At 71.5% G+C, this 22,282-nt stretch carries 19 protein-coding genes; 14 read left to right on the plus strand and 5 right to left on the minus strand.

Annotated elements, in window-relative coordinates:
- The coding region (locus VGR37_14775) for a hypothetical protein (GenBank protein ID HEV2148665.1) at positions 1-961 on the plus strand (961 nt) is incomplete at its 5' end.
- An 84-nt stretch (positions 962-1,045) separates the two neighbouring features.
- Here the strand turns inward: VGR37_14775 and VGR37_14780 are convergent.
- Positions 1,046-2,512 carry a S8 family peptidase gene (locus VGR37_14780; protein HEV2148666.1) on the minus strand — a complete coding sequence of 489 codons (1,467 nt, stop codon included), beginning with the start codon at positions 2,510-2,512 and terminating at the stop codon, positions 1,046-1,048.
- Between the two features lie 324 nt (positions 2,513-2,836).
- Here VGR37_14780 and VGR37_14785 point away from each other — a divergent pair, with 324 nt between their 5' ends.
- From VGR37_14785 to VGR37_14810, 6 genes are all read left to right on the plus strand, one after another.
- Positions 2,837-4,477, plus strand: a complete 1,641-nt coding sequence (locus VGR37_14785; GenBank protein HEV2148667.1) for an FAD-dependent oxidoreductase — start codon at positions 2,837-2,839, stop codon at positions 4,475-4,477.
- A 116-nt stretch (positions 4,478-4,593) separates the two neighbouring features.
- Entirely contained in the window at positions 4,594-5,715 is a 1,122-nt protein-coding gene (locus VGR37_14790; GenBank protein ID HEV2148668.1) for a 6-bladed beta-propeller, read from the plus strand.
- Positions 5,716-5,793: 78 nt separating this feature from the next.
- Positions 5,794-6,696, plus strand: coding sequence for an NUDIX domain-containing protein (locus VGR37_14795; GenBank protein HEV2148669.1), 903 nt, complete (start codon positions 5,794-5,796; stop codon positions 6,694-6,696).
- Positions 6,697-6,802: 106 nt separating this feature from the next.
- Positions 6,803-8,272: a sigma 54-interacting transcriptional regulator gene (locus VGR37_14800; protein ID HEV2148670.1), complete on the plus strand. Its 1,470-nt coding sequence runs from the start codon at positions 6,803-6,805 to the stop codon at positions 8,270-8,272.
- Positions 8,269-8,484 (plus strand): cysteine-rich CWC family protein, encoded by a 216-nt coding sequence (locus tag VGR37_14805; protein HEV2148671.1) that lies wholly within the window; start codon positions 8,269-8,271, stop codon positions 8,482-8,484. The genes VGR37_14800 and VGR37_14805 overlap by 4 nt, the downstream gene beginning before the upstream one ends.
- A gap of 186 nt (positions 8,485-8,670) precedes the next feature.
- Entirely contained in the window at positions 8,671-10,038 is a 1,368-nt protein-coding gene (locus tag VGR37_14810) for a DUF1343 domain-containing protein (GenBank protein ID HEV2148672.1), read from the plus strand.
- A 240-nt stretch (positions 10,039-10,278) separates the two neighbouring features.
- Here VGR37_14810 and VGR37_14815 read toward each other — a convergent pair whose 3' ends face one another.
- Positions 10,279-10,932 (minus strand): HD domain-containing phosphohydrolase, encoded by a 654-nt coding sequence (locus VGR37_14815; GenBank protein HEV2148673.1) that lies wholly within the window; start codon positions 10,930-10,932, stop codon positions 10,279-10,281.
- A gap of 1,111 nt (positions 10,933-12,043) precedes the next feature.
- On the opposite strand from VGR37_14815, the gene VGR37_14820 reads away from it, so the two are divergent.
- The 3 genes from VGR37_14820 to VGR37_14830 all read left to right on the plus strand — a co-directional run bounded on the left by VGR37_14820 (position 12,044) and on the right by VGR37_14830 (position 14,045).
- On the plus strand, positions 12,044-12,634 hold the full coding sequence (locus tag VGR37_14820; GenBank protein ID HEV2148674.1) for an AAA family ATPase: 591 nt from the start codon (positions 12,044-12,046) through the stop codon (positions 12,632-12,634).
- A gap of 68 nt (positions 12,635-12,702) precedes the next feature.
- Entirely contained in the window at positions 12,703-13,407 is a 705-nt protein-coding gene (locus VGR37_14825) for a hypothetical protein (GenBank protein ID HEV2148675.1), read from the plus strand.
- A gap of 209 nt (positions 13,408-13,616) precedes the next feature.
- Positions 13,617-14,045 (plus strand): hypothetical protein, encoded by a 429-nt coding sequence (locus VGR37_14830; GenBank protein ID HEV2148676.1) that lies wholly within the window; start codon positions 13,617-13,619, stop codon positions 14,043-14,045.
- Positions 14,046-14,060: 15 nt separating this feature from the next.
- On the opposite strand, the gene VGR37_14835 is transcribed toward VGR37_14830, so the two are convergent.
- On the minus strand, positions 14,061-15,389 hold the full coding sequence (locus VGR37_14835; GenBank protein ID HEV2148677.1) for a sorbosone dehydrogenase family protein: 1,329 nt from the start codon (positions 15,387-15,389) through the stop codon (positions 14,061-14,063).
- Between the two features lie 319 nt (positions 15,390-15,708).
- On the opposite strand from VGR37_14835, the gene VGR37_14840 reads away from it, so the two are divergent.
- From VGR37_14840 to VGR37_14850, 3 genes are all read left to right on the plus strand, one after another.
- Positions 15,709-17,145 carry an Ig-like domain-containing protein gene (locus tag VGR37_14840; GenBank protein ID HEV2148678.1) on the plus strand — a complete coding sequence of 479 codons (1,437 nt, stop codon included), beginning with the start codon at positions 15,709-15,711 and terminating at the stop codon, positions 17,143-17,145.
- Positions 17,142-18,536, plus strand: a complete 1,395-nt coding sequence (locus VGR37_14845; GenBank protein ID HEV2148679.1) for an Ig-like domain-containing protein — start codon at positions 17,142-17,144, stop codon at positions 18,534-18,536. The genes VGR37_14840 and VGR37_14845 overlap by 4 nt, the downstream gene beginning before the upstream one ends.
- Positions 18,537-18,666: 130 nt before the next feature.
- A complete protein-coding gene (locus tag VGR37_14850; GenBank protein HEV2148680.1) occupies positions 18,667-19,203 on the plus strand; it encodes a GNAT family N-acetyltransferase in 537 nt (178 codons plus the stop codon).
- A gap of 145 nt (positions 19,204-19,348) precedes the next feature.
- Here the strand turns inward: VGR37_14850 and VGR37_14855 are convergent, their stop codons facing one another.
- On the minus strand, positions 19,349-19,810 hold the full coding sequence (locus tag VGR37_14855; GenBank protein ID HEV2148681.1) for a hypothetical protein: 462 nt from the start codon (positions 19,808-19,810) through the stop codon (positions 19,349-19,351).
- Between the two features lie 182 nt (positions 19,811-19,992).
- Between VGR37_14855 and VGR37_14860 the strand changes: the two genes are divergently transcribed.
- Entirely contained in the window at positions 19,993-21,753 is a 1,761-nt protein-coding gene (locus VGR37_14860; protein ID HEV2148682.1) for a dynamin family protein, read from the plus strand.
- 74 nt (positions 21,754-21,827) lie between these two features.
- Here VGR37_14860 and VGR37_14865 read toward each other — a convergent pair.
- A partial coding sequence (locus VGR37_14865) for a tetratricopeptide repeat protein (GenBank protein ID HEV2148683.1) occupies positions 21,828-22,282 on the minus strand: 455 nt, incomplete at its 5' end.

A 22,282-nucleotide genomic window follows, 5' to 3' on the forward strand; every position in this document is an offset into this window, starting at 1 on the left:
CCTCCTCGCCGGCGGGCTCCGCGACACCCTGGCCGCCGCCTCCCGCATGCTGGACCGCGCCGAGGCGAGGCGGCGCGAGCTGCTCCGCTGCGGCACCCCGCGGGCGGACCCCGGGTGCGGGGTGGAGGTGCGCTACCTCTACCAGGTGAGCCGCGGGCGCCCCCCGGCCAACGTCTTCGCGCAGATCCTGGCCGGCTTCGAGATGGCCTCCAGCGACCCGCGCGTGGTGGGGTTCAACCTGGTGCAGCCGGAGGACGGGCTGGTCTCCATGCGCGACTACTCGCTGCAGATGCGCATGATCGGGCACCTGCGCCGCATGTACCCCGGGGTCCGCTTCGCCCTGCACGCCGGGGAGCTGGCGCCGGGGCTGGTGCCGCCGGAGGGGCTGCGCTCGCACGTCCGCGAGGCGGTGGAGGTGGCGGGGGCGTCGCGCATCGGGCACGGGGTGGACGTCATGCACGAGGACGACCCCTACGCCCTGCTCCGGACCATGGCCGGGCGCGGCGTGCTGGTGGAGATCGCGCTCACCAGCAACGACGTGATCCTGGGGGTGAAGGGGGCGGACCACCCGCTCCGGGCGTACATGGAGGCGGGCGTCCCCGTCGCCCTGGCGACCGACGACGAGGGGGTGGCCCGCTCCGAGATGACGATGGAGTACCTGAAGGGGGTGCGCGAGCAGCGGCTGGGCTACCTGGAGCTGAAGTCCATGGCCCGCAACTCCCTGGAGCACGCCTTCGTCGAGGGGGAGAGCCTGTGGCGCGACCCCCGCGGCTTCCAGCCGGTGGCCGTCTGCGCGACGGAAGCGGGCGGGCTGGAGGGGCGCCGCTGCCGCGACTTCGTGGGCCGGAGCCGGAAGGCCGCCCTCCAGGCGGAGCTGGAGCGCGCTTTCGCGGAGTTCGAGCGGGAGCAGGCGGCCATGGCCGCGGACCGGGAGGCCGCGGCGGCGCCCACACCCCGCTAGGCCCCGGCGGACGGCGCCGCCGCGAAAGAAAGAGCCCGCACCCCGGAAGGAGTGCGGGCTCGCTGCTTCACCGCGTGGCGGCGCTCAGAAGGTCACGGTCGCGTTGCCGGAGCAGGTGGTGGTCCCCGCCTCGCACACCTTGTAGACGTACGTGCCGCCGCCCTTGCTCCCGATGCTGTCGGTGTGGGCGCCGTCGTTGGGCGTGGTGGTGATCTTCACGCCGTCCCGGAACACGTCCACGTTCGTGGAGGCGGCGCCCGTCCATTTCAGGTCCACCGTCTGCGCTCCCTTGACCTTGGAGCCGGTCGCCGTGAGCGAGATCCCGGCCGTGGGCGGCGGAGGCGTCGGCTCGCTGCCGCCGTCGGACCCGGTGTACAGCAGGTGGTTGTTGGCCGTGCTGGAGGAGGTGACGATCCCCTTGGTGGTGGCGGCGTACAGCGCGTCGCGCACCTGCAGCGGGGTGGCGCCGGGGTTCGCCTCCAGGTACAGCGCGGCGGCGCCGGCCACGTGCGGGGCCGCCATCGAGGTGCCGCTGATGGTGTTGGTGGCCGCGTCGCCCGTGTACCACGCCGAGGTGATGCTCACCCCCGGGGCGAAGAAGTCCACGCAGTTGCCGTAGTTGGACCACGACGCCTTGGCGTCGCTGCTGTTGGTGGCGCCGATGGTGATGGCGTCGCCCACGCGGGCCGGGGAGGAGTTGCAGGCGTCCTGCTGGCGGCCGATGAAGTCGCCGTTCCCCGCCGCGATGGCGTAGGTCACGCCCGCGTCGATGGAACGCTGCACCGCGGCGTCCAGCGTGGAGGACGCCCCGCCGCCCAGCGACATGTTGGCCACCGCGGGCTTCACGTGGTTCCCCGTCACCCAGTCCACCCCCGCGATCACGCCGGAGGTGGTCCCGGAGCCGCCGCAGTCCAGCACCCGGACCGCGTACAGCTCCACCGCCTTGGCGACGCCGTACAGGGTGCCGCCCACGGTGCCGGCCACGTGCGTGCCGTGCCCGTTGCAGTCGTCCGCGGTGCCGCCCGCCGTCACCGCGTCGTACCCGGTGCGGACGCGCCCCGTGAACTCGGTGTGCGAGAGCCGGATCCCCGTGTCGATCACGTACACCTTCACCCCCACGCCCGTCTGGGCGTAGTTGTAGAGCCCGTCGGTCCCGGAGCGCGCGTCGATGCGGTCGATCCCCCAGGTGGCGCCGGTCTGGGTGCCGACCGCCTTCATCACCTGGTCCTGCTCGACGTAGGCGACGTTCGGGTTGCTGCGCAGCCCGCCGAGCGCGGCCTCCGGCAGCGAGGCCGCGAAGCCGCGAACCGCGTGCTGGTAGGTGTAGTGCAGCGTGCCTCCCGCCTGTGCCGTGAGGCGCTGCGCCAGCCCGGGCGCGTCGGCCACGCCCTCCCCGAAGACGACGATGTAGCGGCCGGGGACGGCCTGCGCGCCGGGAGCGGCGCCGAGCAGCGGGGCGGAGCTCGCGCCGTCGGCGGGCGCCAGGGTCTGCGGGGTGTCGCTGCACGCGGCGAAGCCGAGCGGCAGCAGGAGGACGAGGGCTCGTCGCATAGAACGCTCCTGAGGGGGTGGTGGTGAGGCCGCACCGCATCGGCACGCCCGTCGGTCGTTCGGTGTCCGGGCCGGCAAGACCGGGTCCGGCCGGCGTTCTTGCCCCGCAAGTGAATGGCGCGCAGCGGGTTGGGTGAAAAACGCGCCCGCCCTGACCCCATGAGAGCCGATGCAGAATGGTGCAGTTGGGTGCCCAGATGCACCAGAATGGTGCACCTGGCGGAGTACGTCTGGCGCCGGTTGCCGGGCCGGGGCGCTGCGCGTATTCTCCCCTTCCCCGCCGGACCCCCGATACGCGGACACCCTTCTCGCCACGGACTCCCCATGCCGCGCACTCCGCTCTTCCGCGAGGTCGTCCGTACGCTGCGCCTCGCCCGCCACTCCCTGCACGCCGGGATCGGCCCGGACGAGCTCGTCGAGATCGGCCGTGAGCGGGCCGTCTCCCGTCGCCGCTTCGTCGGCGTCTCGGCCGCAGCCACGGCCGGGCTCCTCCTGGGCGGGTGCGCTCCCGCGCTGCGCGGCGGCCCCCGGCCGGGCGAGGCGCCGGTGCTGATCGTGGGCGCCGGGATCGCGGGGCTCACCGCGGGGCACCGGCTGCGGCAGGCCGGCGTCCCGGTGCGCATCATGGAGGCGCAGGAGCGCGTCGGCGGGCGGATGTACTCGCTGCGCGACTTCTTCGCGGACGGACAGGTGGCCGAGCTGGGCGGCGAGCTGATCGACACCGGCCACACCCGGATCCGCGCGCTCGCGTGCGAGCTGGGCCTGGAGCTGGACGACCTGGCCGCCGACGAGCCTGCGCTCGCGCGCGACGTGTGGTTCTTCGACGGCCGCCGCTACACCGACGCGGAGGTGGTGGAGGCGTTCCGGCCCATCGCCGCCCGGATCGCGGCCGACCTGGCGACGCTCGGCGGCGACGGCGACGTGACCTACCGCGAGCCCAACGGGGCGGAGGCGCTCGACCGCATGACGGTGGCGGAGTGGCTGGACCGGAACGGCGTCACCGGGTGGATGCGGGAGCTCCTGGACGTGGCGTACACCACCGAGTACGGGCTGGAGACCGATCGCCAGAGCGCGCTCAACTTCCTGCTGATGATCTCCCCGGACCCGGAGCCCTTCCACGTCTTCGGGGCGAGCGACGAGCGCTTCCACGTCCGCGGCGGCAACGACCGCATCCCCCACGCGCTCGCCGCCGGGCTCTCGGACGCCATTGAGACCGGGAGCGTGCTGGAGGCGGTGCGCCCGCGCGGGGACGGCGGCTTCGTGGCCTCCTTCCGCCGCGGCGGGTCCAGCTTCGAGGTGGGGGCGCAGCATTTGGTGCTCGCCATCCCCTTCACCCTGCTGCGCGAGGTGCGGCTGGACGTCCCCCTCCCCGAGCCCAAGCGGCGCGCCATCCGGGAGCTGGGGTACGGCACCAACGCCAAGCTGATGGTGGGCTTCTCCGAGCGCGTCTGGCGCACCCGCCACGGCTCGAACGGGAGCGTCCTCACCGACCTCCCCTTCCAGCTCACCTGGGAAAGCTCGCGCCTGCAGGGCGGGCGCGCCGGGATCCTCACCAACTTCACCGGCGGCGAGCACGGCGTGGAGCTCGGCCGGGGCACCCCCGCGGAGCAGGCCGCCGCGCTGGCGCGCGACCTGGAGCGCGTCTTCCCCGGCGCCGCCGCGGCCCGCGCCGGGATGCGCGAGGTGCGCTTCCACTGGCCGTCGCACCCCTGGACGCGCGGGAGCTACGCCTCGTACCTCCCCGGCCAGTGGACGGCGTTCCGCGGGGTGGAGCAGGAGCCGGTGGGGCGGCTCTACTTCGCGGGGGAGCACTGCTCGCTGGAGGCGCAGGGCTTCATGGAGGGGGGATGCGAGACCGGAGAGGCGGCCGCGCGCCAGATCCTGGCCAGCCTGCGGGTGCCGGCCTGGACGGAGGCGGAGCAGTGCGCGGTGGAGCGCCCCGAGGACGAGGCGGTGCCCGCGTGACGCTCCGGCACTGCGCCCGAAGCTGGGGATCCGCTCCTCCTGCCCTTCGGCTGCTCTCCTCGGCTGTCGGCCAGGTGGCGGACGTACGAGGGTCTCTCTACGAGATGACACTGCGAATGAACAGCATGACCCGAGTTCCTACGTCACGTCGTCGAGCGCGCGCTCTGCTCGGCCTGTTCGCCAGCCTCTCGGCTGCCTGCGGGACGCCTGCCTCGGATGGGCATGAGATCAGCCTGTCGGAGTACCAGCGGCTGAACGAACGCGACGTGGAGGTGCTGCAGCTCACGAAGATCGATTCGGTCATACTCGGGACCGCGGAGGACGGAGTCTACGAGATCACGGATCTCGAGATCCGCGGTAGAGATCTCTACATTGTCGACGCCAAGGACAAGTCCGTCAAAGTGTTCGATTCCAGCGGGCGGCTCATCCGCAGGATCGGACGGGAGGGGAGCGGCCCGGGTGAGTTCAAGGACCCTCTCGCCGTGGCCTTTGGAGACGAGCGGATGTACGTGGTGGATCCGAGCGCCGGAAAGCGGATCTCCCTCTTCGGTTTCGATGGGCGGTTCGTCGAGATGATGGAATCCAACATCCCGACCGCCCCCGTCTCCATCGCTGCCACCGGAGACCTCGTCTTCACGATGGGAGGGCTCTCCATCACGGACCCGGAGCGCCAGGGGTGGGACGTGATGAGCGTCATCACGGCGAGCGGGGAGAAGGTCGGCCAGGGGTGCGTCATGGATCCCCGCTATCTCGCCAGCAGCAAGAGAGACGGGATGATCGGGCGCTTCGATTTCGGTGCGGTGAGTGCTCGCGAAGACAGGGTGTACTGTATCCAGACGATCACACCCGTGGTGCAGGTGATGGATCGGAGCGGGAAGCCGGCGAGGCAGATCCGGCTCGCTCCGCCGTTCTACACAGCTCCCGAGGACAGGGACGCAGTCCTGAATCAGAAGGCGATCTTCGACTATCTCGGAAGCTTCACCCCGCATGGCAGGTTCTTCCCCGTGGACAGTGGATTCGTTTCGGTCTACACCCGATTCGACAGGGAACTGGGCGAGGTGCGGAACCACCTGTTCGTCTGCAGGGAAGTTCCCCGGACGCACTGCGGAATCGTACAGAACATCGGAAAGCCGGTGTATGCTGCGTCCCTGGATACCGTTTACATCGAGGAAGAAGTCGGGCCGAACGAGCCGATGCAGATTGGCATCTATCGCCTCTCCCCTGCCCATGGCCGATAAGCAGATGTGGGGCGGAGTTGCCTCCTGCCGCGGCCGGCGGTATGCTTGGGGGTGCACACCGCCCCAGCCCCTCTGCCGATGTCGAACCACTCCGCCGCCTCCGCCACGCGCCGCGCCACCGGCGACCCCAACACCTTCCTGATCCCGGACGAGCACCTCCCCCCGGGGTTCGCCGAAAAGGTCGAGTCCGGCGCCTTCGAGCCGGTGGCGCCGCGCCCCGCCGCCACCGTGGTCCTCCTCCGCGAGGGGGCGGCGGCCCCGGAGGCGCTCCTGCTGCGGCGGCACCGCCGCAGCGGCTTCGCCGCCGACGCCTGGGTCTTCCCCGGAGGCATGGTGGACGCCGCCGACCGCGACCCCGCCCTGGCCGAGCGGCTGGACGGCCCCACCCCCGCGGAGTGGTCCGCGCGCCTGGGCCTCGCCGATGCGGCGGAGGCGCAGGGGTACGTGGCCGCCGCGTTGCGCGAGGCCTTCGAGGAGACGGGGATCCTGCTGGCGCGGCCGGACGGCGCCGGTGCCCCGGAGGGTCCGCCGGCCGGGAGCCTGGAGGCCGCCCGGGCTGCCCTGCTCGACGGCACGGCGGGGATGCGCGAGTTGGCGGCGGCGAACGGGGTCCGGCTGGCCGGCGGCGAGCTGCTGTACGTGGCGCACTGGATCACCCCGGAGCCGGAGCCGCGCCGCTACGACACCCGCTTCTTCGTGGCCCGCGTCCCCCGGGGCGCGGAGTGCGCCGTGCACGAGGCGGAGCTCGTGGAGGCGCGCTGGCTGCCGCCCGTGGAGGCCGTGGCGCGCTTCCACTCCGGGGAGCTGAAGATGCTCCCGCCCACCGTGCGGACGCTGGCCCGCCTGGCGGAGTTCCGCACTCTCCCGGAGCTGTGGGAGGCGCTGCGCGCCGCGCCCGTCCCCGCGCTGCTCCCCCGGATGCGCCGCCACCCGGAGGGCGTCGCCATCGAGGTTCCGACGGACGCGAACGCGGGTGCGTGAGCGCGGGAGTGCGAAAAATGCAGTGCACGCGGAGAGACCGGTGCGCCCCGACGTACGCCCGCACTTCGCACCTCGCACATTCGCACTCTTCACCGCAGGTGACCGCATGACCCAGCGACCCGCCACCCTCGGCGCCCTCCGGGCGTCCGGGTACCGCTCGCGCTCCGTCAAGGAGGAGCTTCGCGAGAACCTGCTCGCCAAGCTGCGCTCGGGCGAGGCGCTCTTCCCCGGGATCGTCGGCTACGAGGACACCGTGGTCCCCTCGCTGGCGAACGCGGTGCTCGCGCGCCACAACTTCATCCTCCTGGGGCTCCGCGGGCAGGCCAAGAGCCGCATCCTCCGGCAGCTCGTGGACCTCCTCGACCCGGAGATCCCCGTGCTCGCCGGCTCCGAGATCAACGACGACCCCTTCGCCCCCATCTCCAAGTACGGGCGGACGCTGGTGGAGGAGCAGGGCGACGACGCGCCCATCGCCTGGGTGGGGCGCGACCGGCGCTACGTGGAGAAGCTGGCGACGCCGGACGTGACGGTCGCCGACCTCATCGGTGACGTGGACCCGATCCGCGCCGCCCGCGGCGGCCACCTGCTCTCGGACGAGCTGACCATCCACTTCGGGCTCCTCCCGCGCGCCAACCGCGGGATCTTCGCGCTGAACGAGCTCCCCGACCTTTCCGGGAAGGTGCAGGTGGGGCTCTTCAACATCCTCCAGGAAGGCGACATCCAGATCAAGGGGTACCCCGTCCGCCTCCCGCTGGACGTGATGCTGGTGTTCAGCGCCAACCCCGAGGACTACACCGCCCGCGGCAAGATCATCACCCCGCTCAAGGACCGGATCGGCGCGGAGGTCCTGACGCACTACCCGCGCAGCACCGACGAGGGGATGGAGATCACCCGCCAGGAGGCGTGGACGCAGCGCAACGGCACCCCGGTGGAGGTCCTCCCCTTCATCGAGGAGGTGGTGGAGCGGGTGGCCTTCCTGGCGCGCGACGACAAGCGGATCGACCGCCGGAGCGGCGTGTCGCAGCGGATGCCGATCTCGGTCCTGGAGACCGTCGTCTCCAACGCGGAGCGCCGCGCGCTCACCGTGGACGGGGGCCGGGCCGTCCCGCGCGTGGCCGACGTGTACGCCGCCATCCCCGCCATCACGGGGAAGATGGAGCTGGAGTACGAGGGCGAGCTGCAGGGCTCGCAGACCATCGCCCGCGACCTGATCGCCGCGGCTTCCCGCGAGGTCTTCGACCGGCACTGGGACGCGGACGCGCTGGACGACGTGGTGGAGTACTTCGACCGGGGCGGGGTGCTGCAGATCTCGGACGGCGCCTCCGCGGACGCCTGCTGGCAGGGCCTTTCCGCCGTCCCGGGGCTGGAGGACGCGCTCCGCGACGCCGGGATGCTCCAGGGCGACCACGCGCTGGACGTGGCGACCGCGGAGCTGGTGCTGGAGGGGCTGGCCGCGCACCGCAGGATCTCCCGCGCGGACACCGGCACCTACGGCCGCGCCCGGCCCGAGCGCCCCAAGGGGAAGGGTCCCGGGGGGGCGGGGTTCGGCGGGCTGGGGAACGACATCTTCGGATGAGCCGCACCGACGCGTCCCCCGAACCGGCCCCCGCCGCCGCCTGCCCGCTCTGCGGCGGCGCGAACGGCTGCGCCATGGCCGCCGCTGCCCGGGACGGCGGGGCGGGGGAGTGCTGGTGCTTCGCGGCGCGGATCGCGCCGGAGGCGCTGGCGCGCATCCCGGATGGGGAGCGGGGCCGGAGGTGCGTCTGCGCCCGGTGCGCCCAGGGGTGAGACCCCCTCCCCCGGCCCCTCCCCGCAAGGGTGAGGGGAGAACGGCGACCGCGTGCTTCACCTTCTCGGCACCCTGAGCTCCGGCTGCACCTTTCCCCGGCCCCGCGGGTAGGATCCCACTGAGCCGCTTTCTCCCCCGCTGTCGCTCCACGAACCGACCGCCTCACCCCGTTCCACGGAAGTCCCATGACGTACCGCCGCCCCGGCGTGCGCCGCCTGCGCGCGCTCGCCCCCCTGCTCGCCCTCGCCCTCCCGGCCGCCTGCGTCCCCGCGGGGCCGCGCACCCCGGACGCGCCCGCCCGGGAGGAGCGCCCGACCCTGTTCATCCCCGCGCAGCCGGTGGAGCCGGAGCGTCCCCGCGTGGTGCTCCCCGGCGCGGAGGTGCTGCTGCGCGACTCGCTGCACCTGGTGCGCGGCAAGCGGGTGGGCTTCATCACCAACCACACCGCGGTGACGCGCGAGGGCCGCAGCGTGGTGGACCTGCTGCACGCCTCGCCGGAGGTGCGGCTGGTGGCGCTCTTCGGCCCGGAGCACGGGATCCGGGGCGACGTGGACGGCGGCGCCCGGATCGGCAACGGCCGCGACCCGAAGACGGGCGTCCCCATCTACTCCCTCTACGGGCGCACGGAGCGCCCCACCGCGGAGATGCTGCGCGGGGTCGACGTGCTGCTCTTCGACATCCAGGACATCGGCGCGCGGCCGTACACCTACGTCTGGACCATGGCGATGGCGATGGAGGAGGCCGCCAAGCGCGGCATCCCCTTCGTCGTCCTCGACCGCCCCAACCCGATCACCACGCGGGTGGAGGGACCGCTGATGGAGATGGAGATGCGCCACAAGGGCCCGGCGATCACGGGCTACTACCCGGTCCCGCTGCGGCACGGGATGACGGTGGGCGAGGTGGCGCGCTACGTGAACCAGGAGTACGGCGTGGGCGCCGACCTGCGCGTGGTCCCCACGGAGGGGTGGCGCCGCGACGAGTGGTTCGACGAGACGGGGCTCCCCTGGATCAACCCGTCGCCGAACATCCGCGACCTGACCGCCGCGCTCTCCTTCTCCGGGCTGGTGATGCTGGAGACCACAAACCTGAGCGTGGGCCGCGGCACGGACGCGCCCTTCACCTACGTGGGCGCGCCGTACCTGAACGCCCCGGAGCTGCTGCGCCGCGTCCGCGGCTACAACCTCCCCGGCGTGGAGTTCGAGCTGGCGGAGTTCACCCCCCGCGGCACGGACTGGATGCAGTTCCGCAACCAGCGCTGCAGCGCCCTGCGGCTGCGCGTCACCGACCGCGAGGCGTACCAGCCGGTGCTGACGGCGCTGGTGTTCCTCTCGGAGATCCAGAAGATGCACCCGCAGAACCTGGGGATGGGCGGCATGCTGCAGATGCTGGGGAGCCGCTGGGCCCCCGCCGCGGTGCGCGCCGGGACGGACCCGCGCGAGATCTACCGCCGCTGGGAGCGTGAGAACGCCGGCTGGGAGCAGATCCAGGCGAAGTACTCCCTCTATCCCTCCCGGGCGGCCGCCGGAAGTCCCGTCGCAACGGGCACGCGCTGACGCTGCCATAGCGGACGTAGACGACGAAGGCCCTCCCCGCGCCGGGGGAGGGCCTTCGCTGTCTTCAGCATCATGCCGAACCGGCTGTCTCGCGCAGGGTCGCGGGTAAGACGTGAATTCAGCGCAGCTCACACAGAAGAAGGGCACGCAGAGGAAACAGGGGACTGCTCTCGCTTTTCCTCTGCTTCCCCTGCTTCCTCTGCGTGCGTCCCGCCGTTCCGTAGATCGTACTCCGCACCTTCAGTTCAAGCTTTCCCTTGCGTGCATCAGCGCCTCCACCGCGTCCGGGTGGAACTTGGTCCCGGACCCGGCGCGGAGGACCTCCAGCCGGCGGTCCTCCGGGAGGGGGCTCTGGTAGGGGCGCGGGCGCTTCATGGCGTCGAACACGTCGGCCACGCGGAGAATCCCGATCAGCAGGAACTCGCGGCTCCCGCGGGAGAACTTGCGCTCCAGCGTCTCGTAGTCGGTGTACTGGTGCTCGATCATCAGCGCCGCGAGCGGGCGATCCATGGTGCGGGCGATCTCTGCCCCCACCCGCGCCTGCGAGCGGATGCGGGCCAGCTCCTGCGGGGTGAGCGGCCCCTTCTTGCGCACCAGCTTGGCGGGGACGGCGATCATCCCGACCTCGTGCATCCGCGCGGCGTACTGCACGTCGTACAGGTCGTCCCCGCGGACTCCCACCTGCTCCGCCAGCCACCGCGCCGTCATCGCCACCCGCGCCGAGTGCGAGACGGTCCGGAGCTGGTGCTCGCGCATCTCCACCGCGTACATCAGCGCGCTCGACATCTCCATCTGCGTGTCGAGCATCTCCACGTCCAGCGCATCCGGTGGCCGGAAGTCGCTCGCGCGCTTGGTCGCCCGTGCCCGCCTGCGCCCGCTCAGGGGAGAACTCATCGGGGTCGTCCTTGTGGATTGTGGCCTGCTGCCGACGCTCACTGCCCACGAGAGCGCCACCGCACCCCGCGGCGGCGCCGAGCCGGGCGCCCGTCGAACAGGGGGCGCCTGGCTCTCTCGTGCTGTCTATCCGTGTGCACACAATATGTGCCTCGGGCCGTGCGGCGGCAATGGGTGGACCGAAGAAACCCCGAATACACCGGGGCGCGCTGTGGCGGACTGCGGGCGGCTAGCTTAGACTAACGGGAAGCTCGCAGCCCTCCCCAATCTCCGGATCAGGAGCAGTGTTTTGGCGACGCCGAAGAAACGAGCACGTCAGGTCGTGCGGGAGACTCGAAGAGAGCTGGAGTCTGCTCCACCGCCAGCGTACTTTATGAGCCTCCGGGTCGCGAACGTCCGTTCCTTTGGGCCGGAGCAGAGTCTTAATTTGTCAGACGGGCACGGGCGCCCCGCCCGATGGACCGTTATCCTCGGTGATAACGGCGTTGGAAAAACCACCCTCTTGCAGAGCTTGGCGCGTTTCGCAGGGACTCCGGCGTTTGGTCGAACAGAAGCCGGGCAGGAAGGAGTGTTGTGGGGTGCTAACTGGAAGGCAGGGTTCTTACATTCAGCTTGGCGAGTTTCGTCCGACCATATGTCAATCCAAGCGATGAGCTTGGAGATTTCGATCTACTATGGCGGATCGCTAGATGGCTCGAAAGTTGGTAGGCTGATTGACGGGCCAGGAATGGAACTAAAGGGAAGGACGGCGGGATACGGCGGGCACATCACATCGCATGTTGTGGAGGAGGACCTCGGAGAACTCATCTGCTATGGGTACGGAGCCACCCGCCGAATGGGACTTTCGTCTCTATCGGAATCAATAGCGGAGGAAGCGACAGCATCACTATTCGCGGACGATGTTGTTCTACTGAACGCGGAAGAATGGCTTCTCCAGGCGGATTACGCAGCCCTGGTAGAATCGCCTCTGCAAGAGCAGGCCCGCCGCCGTCGAGACCAGATAAAGGAGGTGTTGATCGACCTGCTTCCTGATGTAGCCGACATCAGGTTTGTGCGCCCGACGAGCAGCACGACGAAATCCCGTGTCGAAGTCCAGACACCATACGGCTGGGTGATCATTCAAGATCTCAGCCTGGGGTACCGCGCGCTCATTGCCTGGGTCGTGGACCTCGCGTATCGCCTCTTCGAGCGCTACCCCGACAGCCCCAACCCGCTCGCCGAGCCCGCCATCGTGCTTGTGGACGAGATCGACCTGCACCTGCACCCGCGGTGGCAGCGCACGATCATGTCCTACCTGACGGAGCGCTTCCCCAACACACAGTTCATCGTCACGGCGCACAGCCCGCTCATCGTGCAGGCGGCCACGGACGCGAACATCGTCCTGCTCCGGCGCGAGGGGGACCACGTCGTCATCGACAACGACATAGAGGCGATCCGCAACTGGCGCATCGACCAGGTGCTGACGAGCGACCTGTTCGGGCTGGAGACCGCGCGCCCGCCGGAGCTGGACGGCCTCATGGCCGAGCGCAACCGGATCCTCGGGAAGAGCAGGCTCACGAAGGCCGACGAGCGGAAGCTGAAGGAGCTGGACGCCGCCATCGGTGACCTCCCCACGGGCGAGACGCCACAGGATATGGAGGCGATGGACGTGATCCGCCGCGCGGCGGAGGTGCTCAGGCGCGAGGGGGCGAGCCGCCGTTGATCCGCGTTCAACGGCCCCGGCGCGCGCCGAGGGTCCTCACCACCCGGGGGCGGGCGAGGCGAACCGAGATGGAGGCCGCGTACGACGCCGCTCCAGGCGAGTACGACGCGCGCATCCGCAGGTTCACCTTCGACGGGGGCATCTACGGGCACCAGACCGTGAAGCGGGCGCTCGTGGAGACCCAGCACTCCAAGTGCTGCTTCTGCGAGTCGAAGACGGGGATGGACGGCGACGTGGAGCACTTCCGCCCCAAGGCGGGCTTTTCCCAGGGGCCGGGGGAGCCGATCGAGGGGCCCGGCTACTACTGGCTGGCCTATGAGTGGTCCAACCTGCTCCTCGCCTGCCCCATCTGCAACCAGCGGTTCAAGCGCAACCTCTTCCCCCTCGCCGATCCCGCCGCCCGCGCCCGCACGCACCGCGGCGACCCGGCCGGGGAGGATCCGCTGTTCATCGACCCCAGCAGGATGGACCCGGAGGAGCACATCTCCTTCCGGCGCGAGATCCCGTATCCCGTCGACGGCAGCCGATACGGGGATGCGACCATCCGGGCGCTCGGCCTGGACCGCGAGATCCTCAACGAGCGCCGCCGCGACGAGCTGGCCCGACTGGAGATCCTGCACGATCTGGTGCAGCTGGATCCCGGCGCATCCCCCGACCTCGCCGTGCTGATCGATCGAGCCCGCCGGATCCTCGCCCAGGCCGTCAGCGACGAGGCCGAGTTCGCGGCGATGGCCAGAGCCGCGATCCGGGCCGGCTTCGACCCGCTCGGCTGAAATCGCGACGCCCTCTTGCGCACCCGGGGTGGACGGCGTAGCGTATACAGTGTACTCCTCCTGAGAATGGACAAAACGGTCAGAGCGGACACCCGCCTGACGACTCGGATTCCTGGCGGCACCTCTCGCTAGAGGAGCTCCGGGAGTTCGCGGACGACCTCGCTACCCGTCCCGGCTCTTCGCGCCGCAAGGCCGCGACACGCCTCGGCATGTCTCCCACGGGCCTGAAGGAATTCATCGAGAGCGATACAGAGCCGCAGGAGCGTACCATCCGCAAGGTCGCCGAGGTCTACCGCCGCGACCAGCGCGCGGCGGAGGCGCCCCTGGAGGAACCCGGCGAGGAGGAGGAATCGACGGCCAGGAACCCGGCCGTCGCGGAGCGCAGGGCCACTTATTCGGCCGTTCCGGAGGGTGGGCCGGAGGGTGGGTTGGAGGAGGCGCTCCGGAAGGCGATGCCGAAGACCCGCGAGCGGGCTCTCCGCTGGGTGGAGAAGTTCTTCGCCGCGGTCTGGCGCCACATGGACGAATTCCCGGCCGGTGTGGAGAAGCTGGAAGAGCCGCTCCTGGAGTACGCGCGGCGGCTCCCACCGCGGGATCCGCCCGGCGGAAAGGCGAAGAAAGGTCGCAAGAAGAAATAAGCGGGGCGGTTCAGATCACTGTCGCCCCGGCGCCGCCGTCACCCGCCAGACGACGTTTCCCACGTCGTCGGCCACCAGCAGGGCGCCCGTCCCGTCGATCGCGACCCCGACGGGCCGGCCGTAGGCCTCACCCCGCTCGCTCAGGAACCCGGTCAGCACCTCGACCGCGTCCCCTGCCGGCCTGCCGCGGCTGAACGGAACGAAGATCACGCGGTAGCCGCTGAACGGCCGCCGGTTCCACGAGCCGTGCTGTCCCACGAACATCCCCTGGGCGAACGCGGCCGGTAGCGTGGTGCCGCGCGAGGACGCGAGCCCCAGCGACGAGGTGTGCGCGCCCAGCGCGTAGTCGGGCACCAGGGCGGCGGCGACCAGGTCCGGCCGCTGCGGCTCCACGCGCCGATCCACGTGCTGCCCGTAGTAGCTGTACGGCCAGCCGTAGAAGCCGCCGTCCCGGACGGACGTCATGTAGTCCGGCACCAGGTCGCTGCCCAGCTCGTCACGCTCGTTCACCGAGGTCCAGAGGACGCCGGTCTCCGGCTCCCACGCCATCCCCACCGGGTTGCGCATTCCGCTGGCGAAGATGCGGTGCGCGCCGGTCCGGGGGTCCACCTCCCAGATGGCGGCGCGGCCCTCCTCGTTCTCCATCCCGCGCTCGCCCACGTTGCTGTTCGACCCCACGGACACGTACAGCCGCGACCCGTCCGGCGAGGCGACCACGTTCCTGGTCCAGTGGTAGTTGATGGGGCCGGCGGGGAGCGGGACGATTGTGGCTGCGGGCGCGGAGATGCGCGTCTGGCCGGGCGTGTAGGGGAAGCGGACCAGCGCGTCGCTGTTGGCCACGTAGAGATCGTTGCCGACCAGCGCCATGCCGAACGGCGAATACAGCCCTTCGAGGAACGCGGACCGGAGGTCCGCCACGCCGTCGCCGTCCGTGTCGCGCAGCAGCGTGATCCGGTTCGCGCTGGGCACCGCCGCGCCCGCCGCCTTCATGAAGCGCCGCATGAACCAGCCCTTCAGGCCCGGGGTCGCCTTCGGTCGAGGGGGGCCGTTGGTCTCGGCCACCAGCACGTCGCCGTTGGGGAGCACGTGCAGCCACCGCGGGTGGTCCAGCCCCGTCGCGAACGCGGCCACCGCCAGTCCGGGCGCGGCGGTCGGGGTGACGTCCTCGGGCCACCCCCTGGCGGGGGCGATCTGGACGACGGGGATGAGCGACCGATCGGGCGGCGGCAGCGCCGGATCCGGGCCCACGCCGGCCGAAACCGGCAGCCGGGCCGAGCCGCCGCACGCCGCGGCCCCCATCGCGGCGAGGAAGACGGCACCCGTCGACAGCTTGCATCGGAGCATGTGACTTCTCCGCGTTGCGGGACGAGCGGACACCATCACCGTGGCGGCAAAAAGCCTGCCCGGCTCGCGCGAGCCTGGAGGTGTTCGCCGGCTGCCCAGCCGGGCGCTTGCCGTGCCCCTGCTTGCCCGTACCCTCCCGCCGACGCAGATTCAGGGCGTACCGACTCCAGAGCGATCTCGCCGAGCTCCGATCCCCCCGATTCGCACCCGTACTCCCCGCGGACGCCAGGTGAACCCCGGCTGCCCCGGAGCCGAGCTCTACCAGGAGAAGCGGTCAGCCGCTGAATCCACAATCCTTTCACATCGGAAACACGATCACATGCGTACCATCGCGCGCGGCGCCGGGCGTGCCCTCGGCGTCGTGGGGCTTGGAATCTCCATCCTGGCCGGGTGCTCGGACGGGGGGGTCTCGGGGCCGGAAGTGCGGACTCCGGACGAGGTTCGCAGGCTGGGAGGAGAGGTGCTGGTCGGAGAGGTGGGGGCGGAGCTCGCCGCCCCGCTGGAGGTGCAGGTGATGGGGAAGCAGAAGCCCGTGGGAGGCGTCTGGGTCAGGTGGCGCGTCGCCCAGGGGGAGGCGACGCTCGCCGCGGACTCCACCTTCACCGACGAGCAGGGATTTGCGCGAGTCCGCGCGAGAATGCCGCGCACCGCGCAGGAGATCCGGGTCGAGGCGACCACGGGAGCGCTTCCGCCGGCGGCGTTCGCCCTGCGGAGTGTGTACCCCTGTCCCGACGCGGGCGGGGTCCAGCTGCAGCGGGTCGGGAGCAGGCCGATCGGGGGAATCCCGGGAGACACGCTCGCGCAGGAGATCCGGGTCCGGGCTACGTGCAACGGGGCGCCGCTCCCGAACCTGCTGGTTCGCTGGACGGTCGGCTCCGGGCCCGCCGCACTCGTGACCGACACGTCGGTGACCAGCAGCAGCGGCATCGCCTCGGCGCGCCTCGTCCTGGGGGCGAGCACCGGAGACGTCTCGCTCCGGGCGGAACTGGCGGGCGTCGCCCCGGTGCTGCTCCCGGTTCGCGTCTACCCCCCCTGCGAGGCTTTTCACGGGATCGCGCCAGGCGACACGATCCAGGTCCGGCTGCGGACCACGGGGTGCGACCGGGACCCCGGCGTGTGGAACCGCCGCTACGCAGCGGTCCGCGTCCACGTTCCCGTCCAGCGGTGGGGCTCGCTCAGGGTGGTGGGGATCGCGGGCGACACGCGGCTCGAGCTCTGGGACAGGGACGAGACGCGGCTGCTGGCCCGATCGCGCCAGGACAACCTGTACGGCACGGATCCCACCCTGTACTTCATCTTCCCCGCGGGGGAGTACGTGCTCCGCGTGAGCAGCACCACGCCTCACGTGTCCACCATCGGCTGGTCGAGCACCCCTCCATCCGCGTGCGCCTGGGCCCACCCCGTCACCTGGCTGCACCACCCCATGGCGACCACGACCCTGCAATTCGGACCCACGGATTGCCACTTCTTCTCCACGGAAACGCCGTACCAGGCGTACGCCATCCACCTGCGTGCCGGCGAGCGGGTGTGGTTCCGGCTACACGCACGGGAGCTGTCCACCGGAGTCGTCCTGGATCACGTAGAGCTCACGGGAATGATGCAGAACACCATCGAGAGGGTGGGAGAGTTCTGGCTGCCGAAGGGCACGGAGACCCTCTTCCAATTCGTCGCCCGCGGCGAGGGGATGTACCGGTTCGACATGCGGTCCCGCCTCCCCGATCGGTACGGCTCGTACGAGGTGTCGTTCACCCGATGAGAAACGATCTTCTCCTCTCCGTGCGAGAGGCTCGCGAGCGGATCGCGGCTCCCGCGCTGCTGCTGGTGCTGGGCCTAGCGGCGTGCGGCGACGGTCCCACCCAGGCGCGCGACGACACGGATCCCTACGTCCTCCGGATCGAGAGCACGCCCATGGCGATGCGCCAGGGCGACTCCGCGTCGGTTCGCGTGGGCGTGCAGTCCAGGTCCGGCAGGGCGCTTCCGGGCACGCGGGTGGAGTGGACCACCAGCGACGAGAGTGTCGCGGGGGTCACGGCGGAGGGACGGGTCATCGGAGTGGGACGGGGTGAGGCGTACGTTCGGGCGCGGCACGGCGCGCTCGCGGACTCGGTGCTGGTCCGTGTGAGCATCCGCTGGCGCTCCGTCGGGATCTACTCGATGGGGGGCTCGAGCTGTGCGCTCGCCTGGCAGGGGAAGGTATACTGCACGGGCACCGTGACCGCGCCCGGGATCGGCGCGACCCCACCGACGTACTCGACCTCCTGGGACTCGGTACGGAGCGGGCCCCGTGTCGCATCGTTCGGGCCGACCGCACCCCCTTCGGGGTGCGGCCTGACGGCGGCCGGGAAGCTGGTCTGCTGGGGGCATCGCCTGGGGACCAGTCCGGCGGTCGTCGAGGACCAGGTCTTCGAGCTTGCCCCGCCCGTACAGCTCGCGCGGCTGTACCCGGGTGGAAACGTCATGTGCGGGCTCTCGGCGGCTGGCGAGGCGTACTGCTGGGGCGATGGATCCTCCGGCACCCTGGGGACCGGGTCCTGGGCCGCTGCGCAGCAGCCCTCGGCGGTCGCCGGAGGGCTGAGGTTCACGGGGCTCTCCATCGGCGCCGCGACCGCGTGCGGGGTGACGACCGAGCGCCGGGCCTACTGCTGGGGGTGGAACGGATACGGTCAGACGGGTCGGGCCGACTCGAGCTATTACGGTCGGCCGGCGCGGCTTCCCCTGGACGTGGAGTTCAGGTCCGTCGCCGTCGGCCATCTCCGCGCCTGTGGGATCGACACTTCGGACCGGCTCTGGTGCTGGGGCGGGACGAGCGATCGTCGTCCCACCGTGCTGGCGACGGCCCACCCGTTCGAGAGGATCTTCGCGGGAGCCGGGCACATGTGTGGGCTGACCGCGAGTGGCGAAGCGTTCTGCTGGGGGAGCAACAGCTGGGGCGAGCTGGGGGATGGGACGCACGTCCCGCGGAGGACCCCGGTCGCCGTGACGGATAACATCCGCTTCAAGCACCTCGCTCTCGGATGGTCTCACACCTGCGGAATCACCCTGGCGGACGAGCTCTACTGCTGGGGCTCCAACAGCAACGGGCAGCTCGGCACCGGAGACCGACGATCCACCGCGGTCCCCGTTCGCGTCCGGGAGCCCGCGGCCTAGCTTGACGGGCGGCGATCTCAGGCTCGTCGACTACGACCCGGCGTCGCCGGAGCGCTTCCGCGCCGAGACCGGCGCTGAGGACGACCGCACCAGGCGGCGCAGCGCGTCGCCCTCCTCTCCTTCCGCACGTATGCCCCCTCCCGAGCTGTACGGCTACACGGTCCGGCGCCTCGCGCCCGCGGACGCTCCCGCGCTCCAGGCGCTCTACGAGCGGTGCAGCGACTACCACGAGGAGCACGAGGGCGTGCCCACCCGTCCCAACGCTGCGGAGGAGGAGCTGGTCGCGCGCCCGCCCGGGAGGATGCTCTCGGACAAGTTCTCCTTCGGGATCTACGCGCCCACGGGAGAGATGGTCGGCTACCTGGATCTGATGCGGGACTTCCCATCCGCGGGCGAGTGGTGGATTGCGCTGCTCATGCTCGATCCCGGGGCACGCGGCGCGGGGCTCGGCGGGCGCGTCTACGAGGCCGCGTCGCGGTGGGTCGCCGCGGAGGGAGGACACACCATCTCCCTGGGCGTGCTGGAGCACTCTCCGCGGGCCGAGCAGTTCTGGCGGCGCATGGGCTTCGAGGAGGCCGGCCGGCAGCCCTACACGTCCGACTCGGCCGGAAGGGAACGCCGGCTGATCGTCCTGCGCCACGAGCTGGTCCACCCGCCCGCTGCGTAGGCTTCCCGCTGCCGGGTGGAGACCGCGGGCAGGGTCGTGAGCACGGCGAGGCGCTGAGCCCCGGGGGTGGGTCCGTACGTACGCAGAAACGAGAGGGACGCCCCCACCCGGAGGCGTCCCTCTTCGCCGTCCCCGTCCGCCCGGCTCAGTCGTCCAGCTCGCCGCAGGCGACGATGTTCCCCAGCTCGGTGGGCGAGGCGTGCACGTTCACGTGGTAGGAGCGCGCCTCGTTCAGGGTGAGCATCAGGTGCGCCTCCGCGTTCGCGGCGCCGTTGCTCGCCACCTGGAGCGGCGGGTAGGCGTTGCCCGCGCCCACGATGGACCCGCCGCTCCCGCAGGTGCCCTCGTGGATGTGCCAGGGGTGGACCGCGCCGGCACGGGCGCCGGTGAGGGCGACCGTGGCGACGGTGTGGCCGCTGCGGGCGACGGCCCGGGCCGTCCCCCGCACGGGGGAGCCGCCCTGCGACGCAAGCGTCGCGGTCCATACCTCGCCCTTCTGGGTGACCGGCTGCATGTCCACGTCCACCCGGCCGGTGTCCGGGTCGGTGTTGATGCGCGGTGTGCAGGCCACCAGGGCGGCTGCGAAGACAAGCGCGACAGCACGCATGGATCCCTCCCTCTGCGGGTGTTTTCGTCCTTCGGCATCTCCCGCCACGGGGGCGGAGAGCACGCCCGGCCGACGCACGATCCGCACCAGCCGTACCCCTGGCGCGGACGATGCAGCAGGAGGGGGCGGCCGCCGCGTTCCGGGCGGGCCTCGCCGACCACCCCTCCACGCGAGGAGCCCACTTGGTCCTTGGACGCCTGCTGAAACGGAAGCGGATCCTGGGCGAGCGCGAGTCCGAGCTGCGGGCGCGCGAGCGCGAGCTGCTGGACCGCCTGGCCGCCGCGCTGGACCGCTTCGGGACGGACGTGGCCGAGGAAGACCTGCGCCACTTCCGCCAGGCCCGCGAGCAGCTCGACGGGCTCTTCCTGCTGGTGATCGCCGGGGAGTTCAACTCTGGCAAGTCGTCGTTCATCAACGCCCTGCTGGGCGAGCGGGTCCTCCCGGAGGGGGTCACGCCCACCACGGACCGCATCAACCTCCTCCGCCACGGCGACGGGCCCGGCGAGGAGCTGCTGGAGGCGTACCTGCTGGAGCGGACCCACCCCGCAGAGATCCTGCGCGACCTGCACGTGGTGGACACCCCGGGGACCAACGCCATCGTCCGCGAGCACGAGGAGCTGACGCGCGACTTCGTCCCCCGCTCGGACCTGGTGCTCTTCGTCACCTCCGCCGACCGGCCGTTCACCGAGAGCGAGCGCGGCTTCCTGCAGCAGATCCGCGCCTGGGGGAAGAAGATCGTCTTCGTCGTCAACAAGGTGGACATCCTGGCCTCGCCGCAGGACCGCGACGAGGTGATCCGCTACGTGCGCGACAACGGCGAGGCGCTGCTGGGCGAGGCCCCGGAGGTGTTCCCCGTGTCGGCGCGGCAGGCGCTGCGGGCGCGCGAGGAGGAGGACGCGGCGCTCTGGGAGGCGAGCGGCTACGGGGCGGTGGAGGAGTACCTGCTGCGCACGCTGGACCAGGAGGAGCGCATCCGCCTCAAGCTGCTCAACCCGCTCAACGTGGGGCTGCGGCTGGCCGGGACGTACAAGGAGACGGCGTTCCAGCGATTGAAGCTGCTCGCCGAGGACGTGGCGACGCTCCAGAACATCGACGCGCAGCTCGCCGCCTTCCACCAGGAGATGCTCCGCGACTTCCAGCCGCGGCTGGGGCGCCTGGACGCGATCCTGGCGGAGATGGAGGTGCGCGGGCTGAACTTCTTCGACGACACCATCCGCTTCGGCCGCATCCGCGACCTGATGCGCACGGACGAGGTGCGGAGGGAGTTCGAGCGCGTGGTGGTGGGCGACACCCCGCGCCAGGTGGACGACGAGACGGGGCGGGTGATCGACTGGATCGTGGAGCGCAACCTCCGGCTCTGGCAGGACATCGGCGCCTACATCGACCAGCGGCAGGTGTCCCGCCACCGCGAGGGGATGATCGGTGAGGTGGGGCGCAGCTTCGGCTACAACCGGCAGGCGCTGCTGGACTCCGTCGGCCGCACGGCGCGCGAGGTGGTGGGCACCTACAACCGCGAGGCGGAGGCCCGGGAGCTGGCCGACGAGGTGCGCGGCGCCTACGGGACCACGGTGTTCGCGGGGGCGGGGGTGGGGCTGGGGGTGCTGATCACCGCCGCGCTCTCCGGCGCAGTGGCCGACGTGACGGGGATCCTGATGGCGACCACCCTGGCGGCCACCGGGCTGTACGTGATCCCGGCGCGGCGCCGCAGGGCCAAGGCGGAGTTCTCCGAGAAGGTGGCGGAGCTGCGCGGCCGGCTCCGCGACGCGCTGACGCGGCAGGTGCACGCGGCGCTGGAGGACTCGACCGAGAAGGTGAACGAGTCCATCGCCCCCTACCGCCGCTTCGTGCAGGTGCAGCAGGAGCAGCTCCACCAGGCGCGCGGCGAGCTGGTGGGCGCGGAGGACGCGCTGCTGCGGCTGCGGGCGGAGATCGGGGGGCGGTGAGGGGAGTGCGAAGTGCGAGGTGCGAAGTGCGGAACGGCGCCCCCGCTGGGAGATCCCGGCGGGGGCGCCTTCGGCTAGCGCCGGGCGAGGAAGGCGCGGGCGGTGCGGAGCTCGGGGCGGTCGGTGCCGCGCATGACGCGGGTGAGCTCCTGGTAGCGCTTGCGGGCAGCGGCGCGGTCGCCGGAGAGCTCGGCGGCGCGGGCGGCGCCGAAGAGGGCGCGGGCGCGGTTGGGCTCGCGGGCCAGGGTGGCCTCGTAGGCGCGGAGCGCGTCGGCGGGGCGGCCCAGCTCCAGGAGCAGGTCGCCCTCCAGCTCGCGCGCGGGGAGGATGGGGCCGGGGGTGACCGGGTGCTTCTCCGCGCGCTCCTCCACCTCCGCCGCGGCGGAGGCGAGGCGGAGCGCCTCCTCGGTGCGCCCCTCCCGGTGCGCGATCCAGGCGAGCACCGCCTGGCGCTGGGCGTCCACCACCTGGGTCCAGTACGCGTCGCCGCGCGCCTGCAGGGTGTCGCGCAGCACGGCCAGCGCGGCGG

The sequence above is a fragment of the Longimicrobiaceae bacterium genome (assembly GCA_035936415.1).
Lineage (GTDB): Bacteria > Gemmatimonadota > Gemmatimonadetes > Longimicrobiales > Longimicrobiaceae > JAFAYN01.

Coding starts and splice junctions, on each gene's coding strand:
- VGR37_14845 (HEV2148679.1), top strand. CDS start 17,142: ATGAGAAACGATCTTCTCCTCTCCGTGCGAGAGGCTCGCGAGCGGATC.
- VGR37_14850 (HEV2148680.1), top strand. CDS start 18,667: ATGCCCCCTCCCGAGCTGTACGGCTACACGGTCCGGCGCCTCGCGCCC.
- VGR37_14805 (HEV2148671.1), top strand. CDS start 8,269: ATGAGCCGCACCGACGCGTCCCCCGAACCGGCCCCCGCCGCCGCCTGC.
- VGR37_14815 (HEV2148673.1), bottom strand. CDS start 10,932: ATGAGTTCTCCCCTGAGCGGGCGCAGGCGGGCACGGGCGACCAAGCGC.
- VGR37_14785 (HEV2148667.1), top strand. CDS start 2,837: ATGCCGCGCACTCCGCTCTTCCGCGAGGTCGTCCGTACGCTGCGCCTC.
- VGR37_14840 (HEV2148678.1), top strand. CDS start 15,709: ATGCGTACCATCGCGCGCGGCGCCGGGCGTGCCCTCGGCGTCGTGGGG.
- VGR37_14825 (HEV2148675.1), top strand. CDS start 12,703: ATGGAGGCCGCGTACGACGCCGCTCCAGGCGAGTACGACGCGCGCATC.
- VGR37_14780 (HEV2148666.1), bottom strand. CDS start 2,512: ATGCGACGAGCCCTCGTCCTCCTGCTGCCGCTCGGCTTCGCCGCGTGC.
- VGR37_14830 (HEV2148676.1), top strand. CDS start 13,617: ATGTCTCCCACGGGCCTGAAGGAATTCATCGAGAGCGATACAGAGCCG.
- VGR37_14835 (HEV2148677.1), bottom strand. CDS start 15,389: ATGCTCCGATGCAAGCTGTCGACGGGTGCCGTCTTCCTCGCCGCGATG.
- VGR37_14790 (HEV2148668.1), top strand. CDS start 4,594: ATGAACAGCATGACCCGAGTTCCTACGTCACGTCGTCGAGCGCGCGCT.
- VGR37_14810 (HEV2148672.1), top strand. CDS start 8,671: ATGACGTACCGCCGCCCCGGCGTGCGCCGCCTGCGCGCGCTCGCCCCC.
- VGR37_14855 (HEV2148681.1), bottom strand. CDS start 19,810: ATGCGTGCTGTCGCGCTTGTCTTCGCAGCCGCCCTGGTGGCCTGCACA.
- VGR37_14800 (HEV2148670.1), top strand. CDS start 6,803: ATGACCCAGCGACCCGCCACCCTCGGCGCCCTCCGGGCGTCCGGGTAC.
- VGR37_14795 (HEV2148669.1), top strand. CDS start 5,794: ATGTCGAACCACTCCGCCGCCTCCGCCACGCGCCGCGCCACCGGCGAC.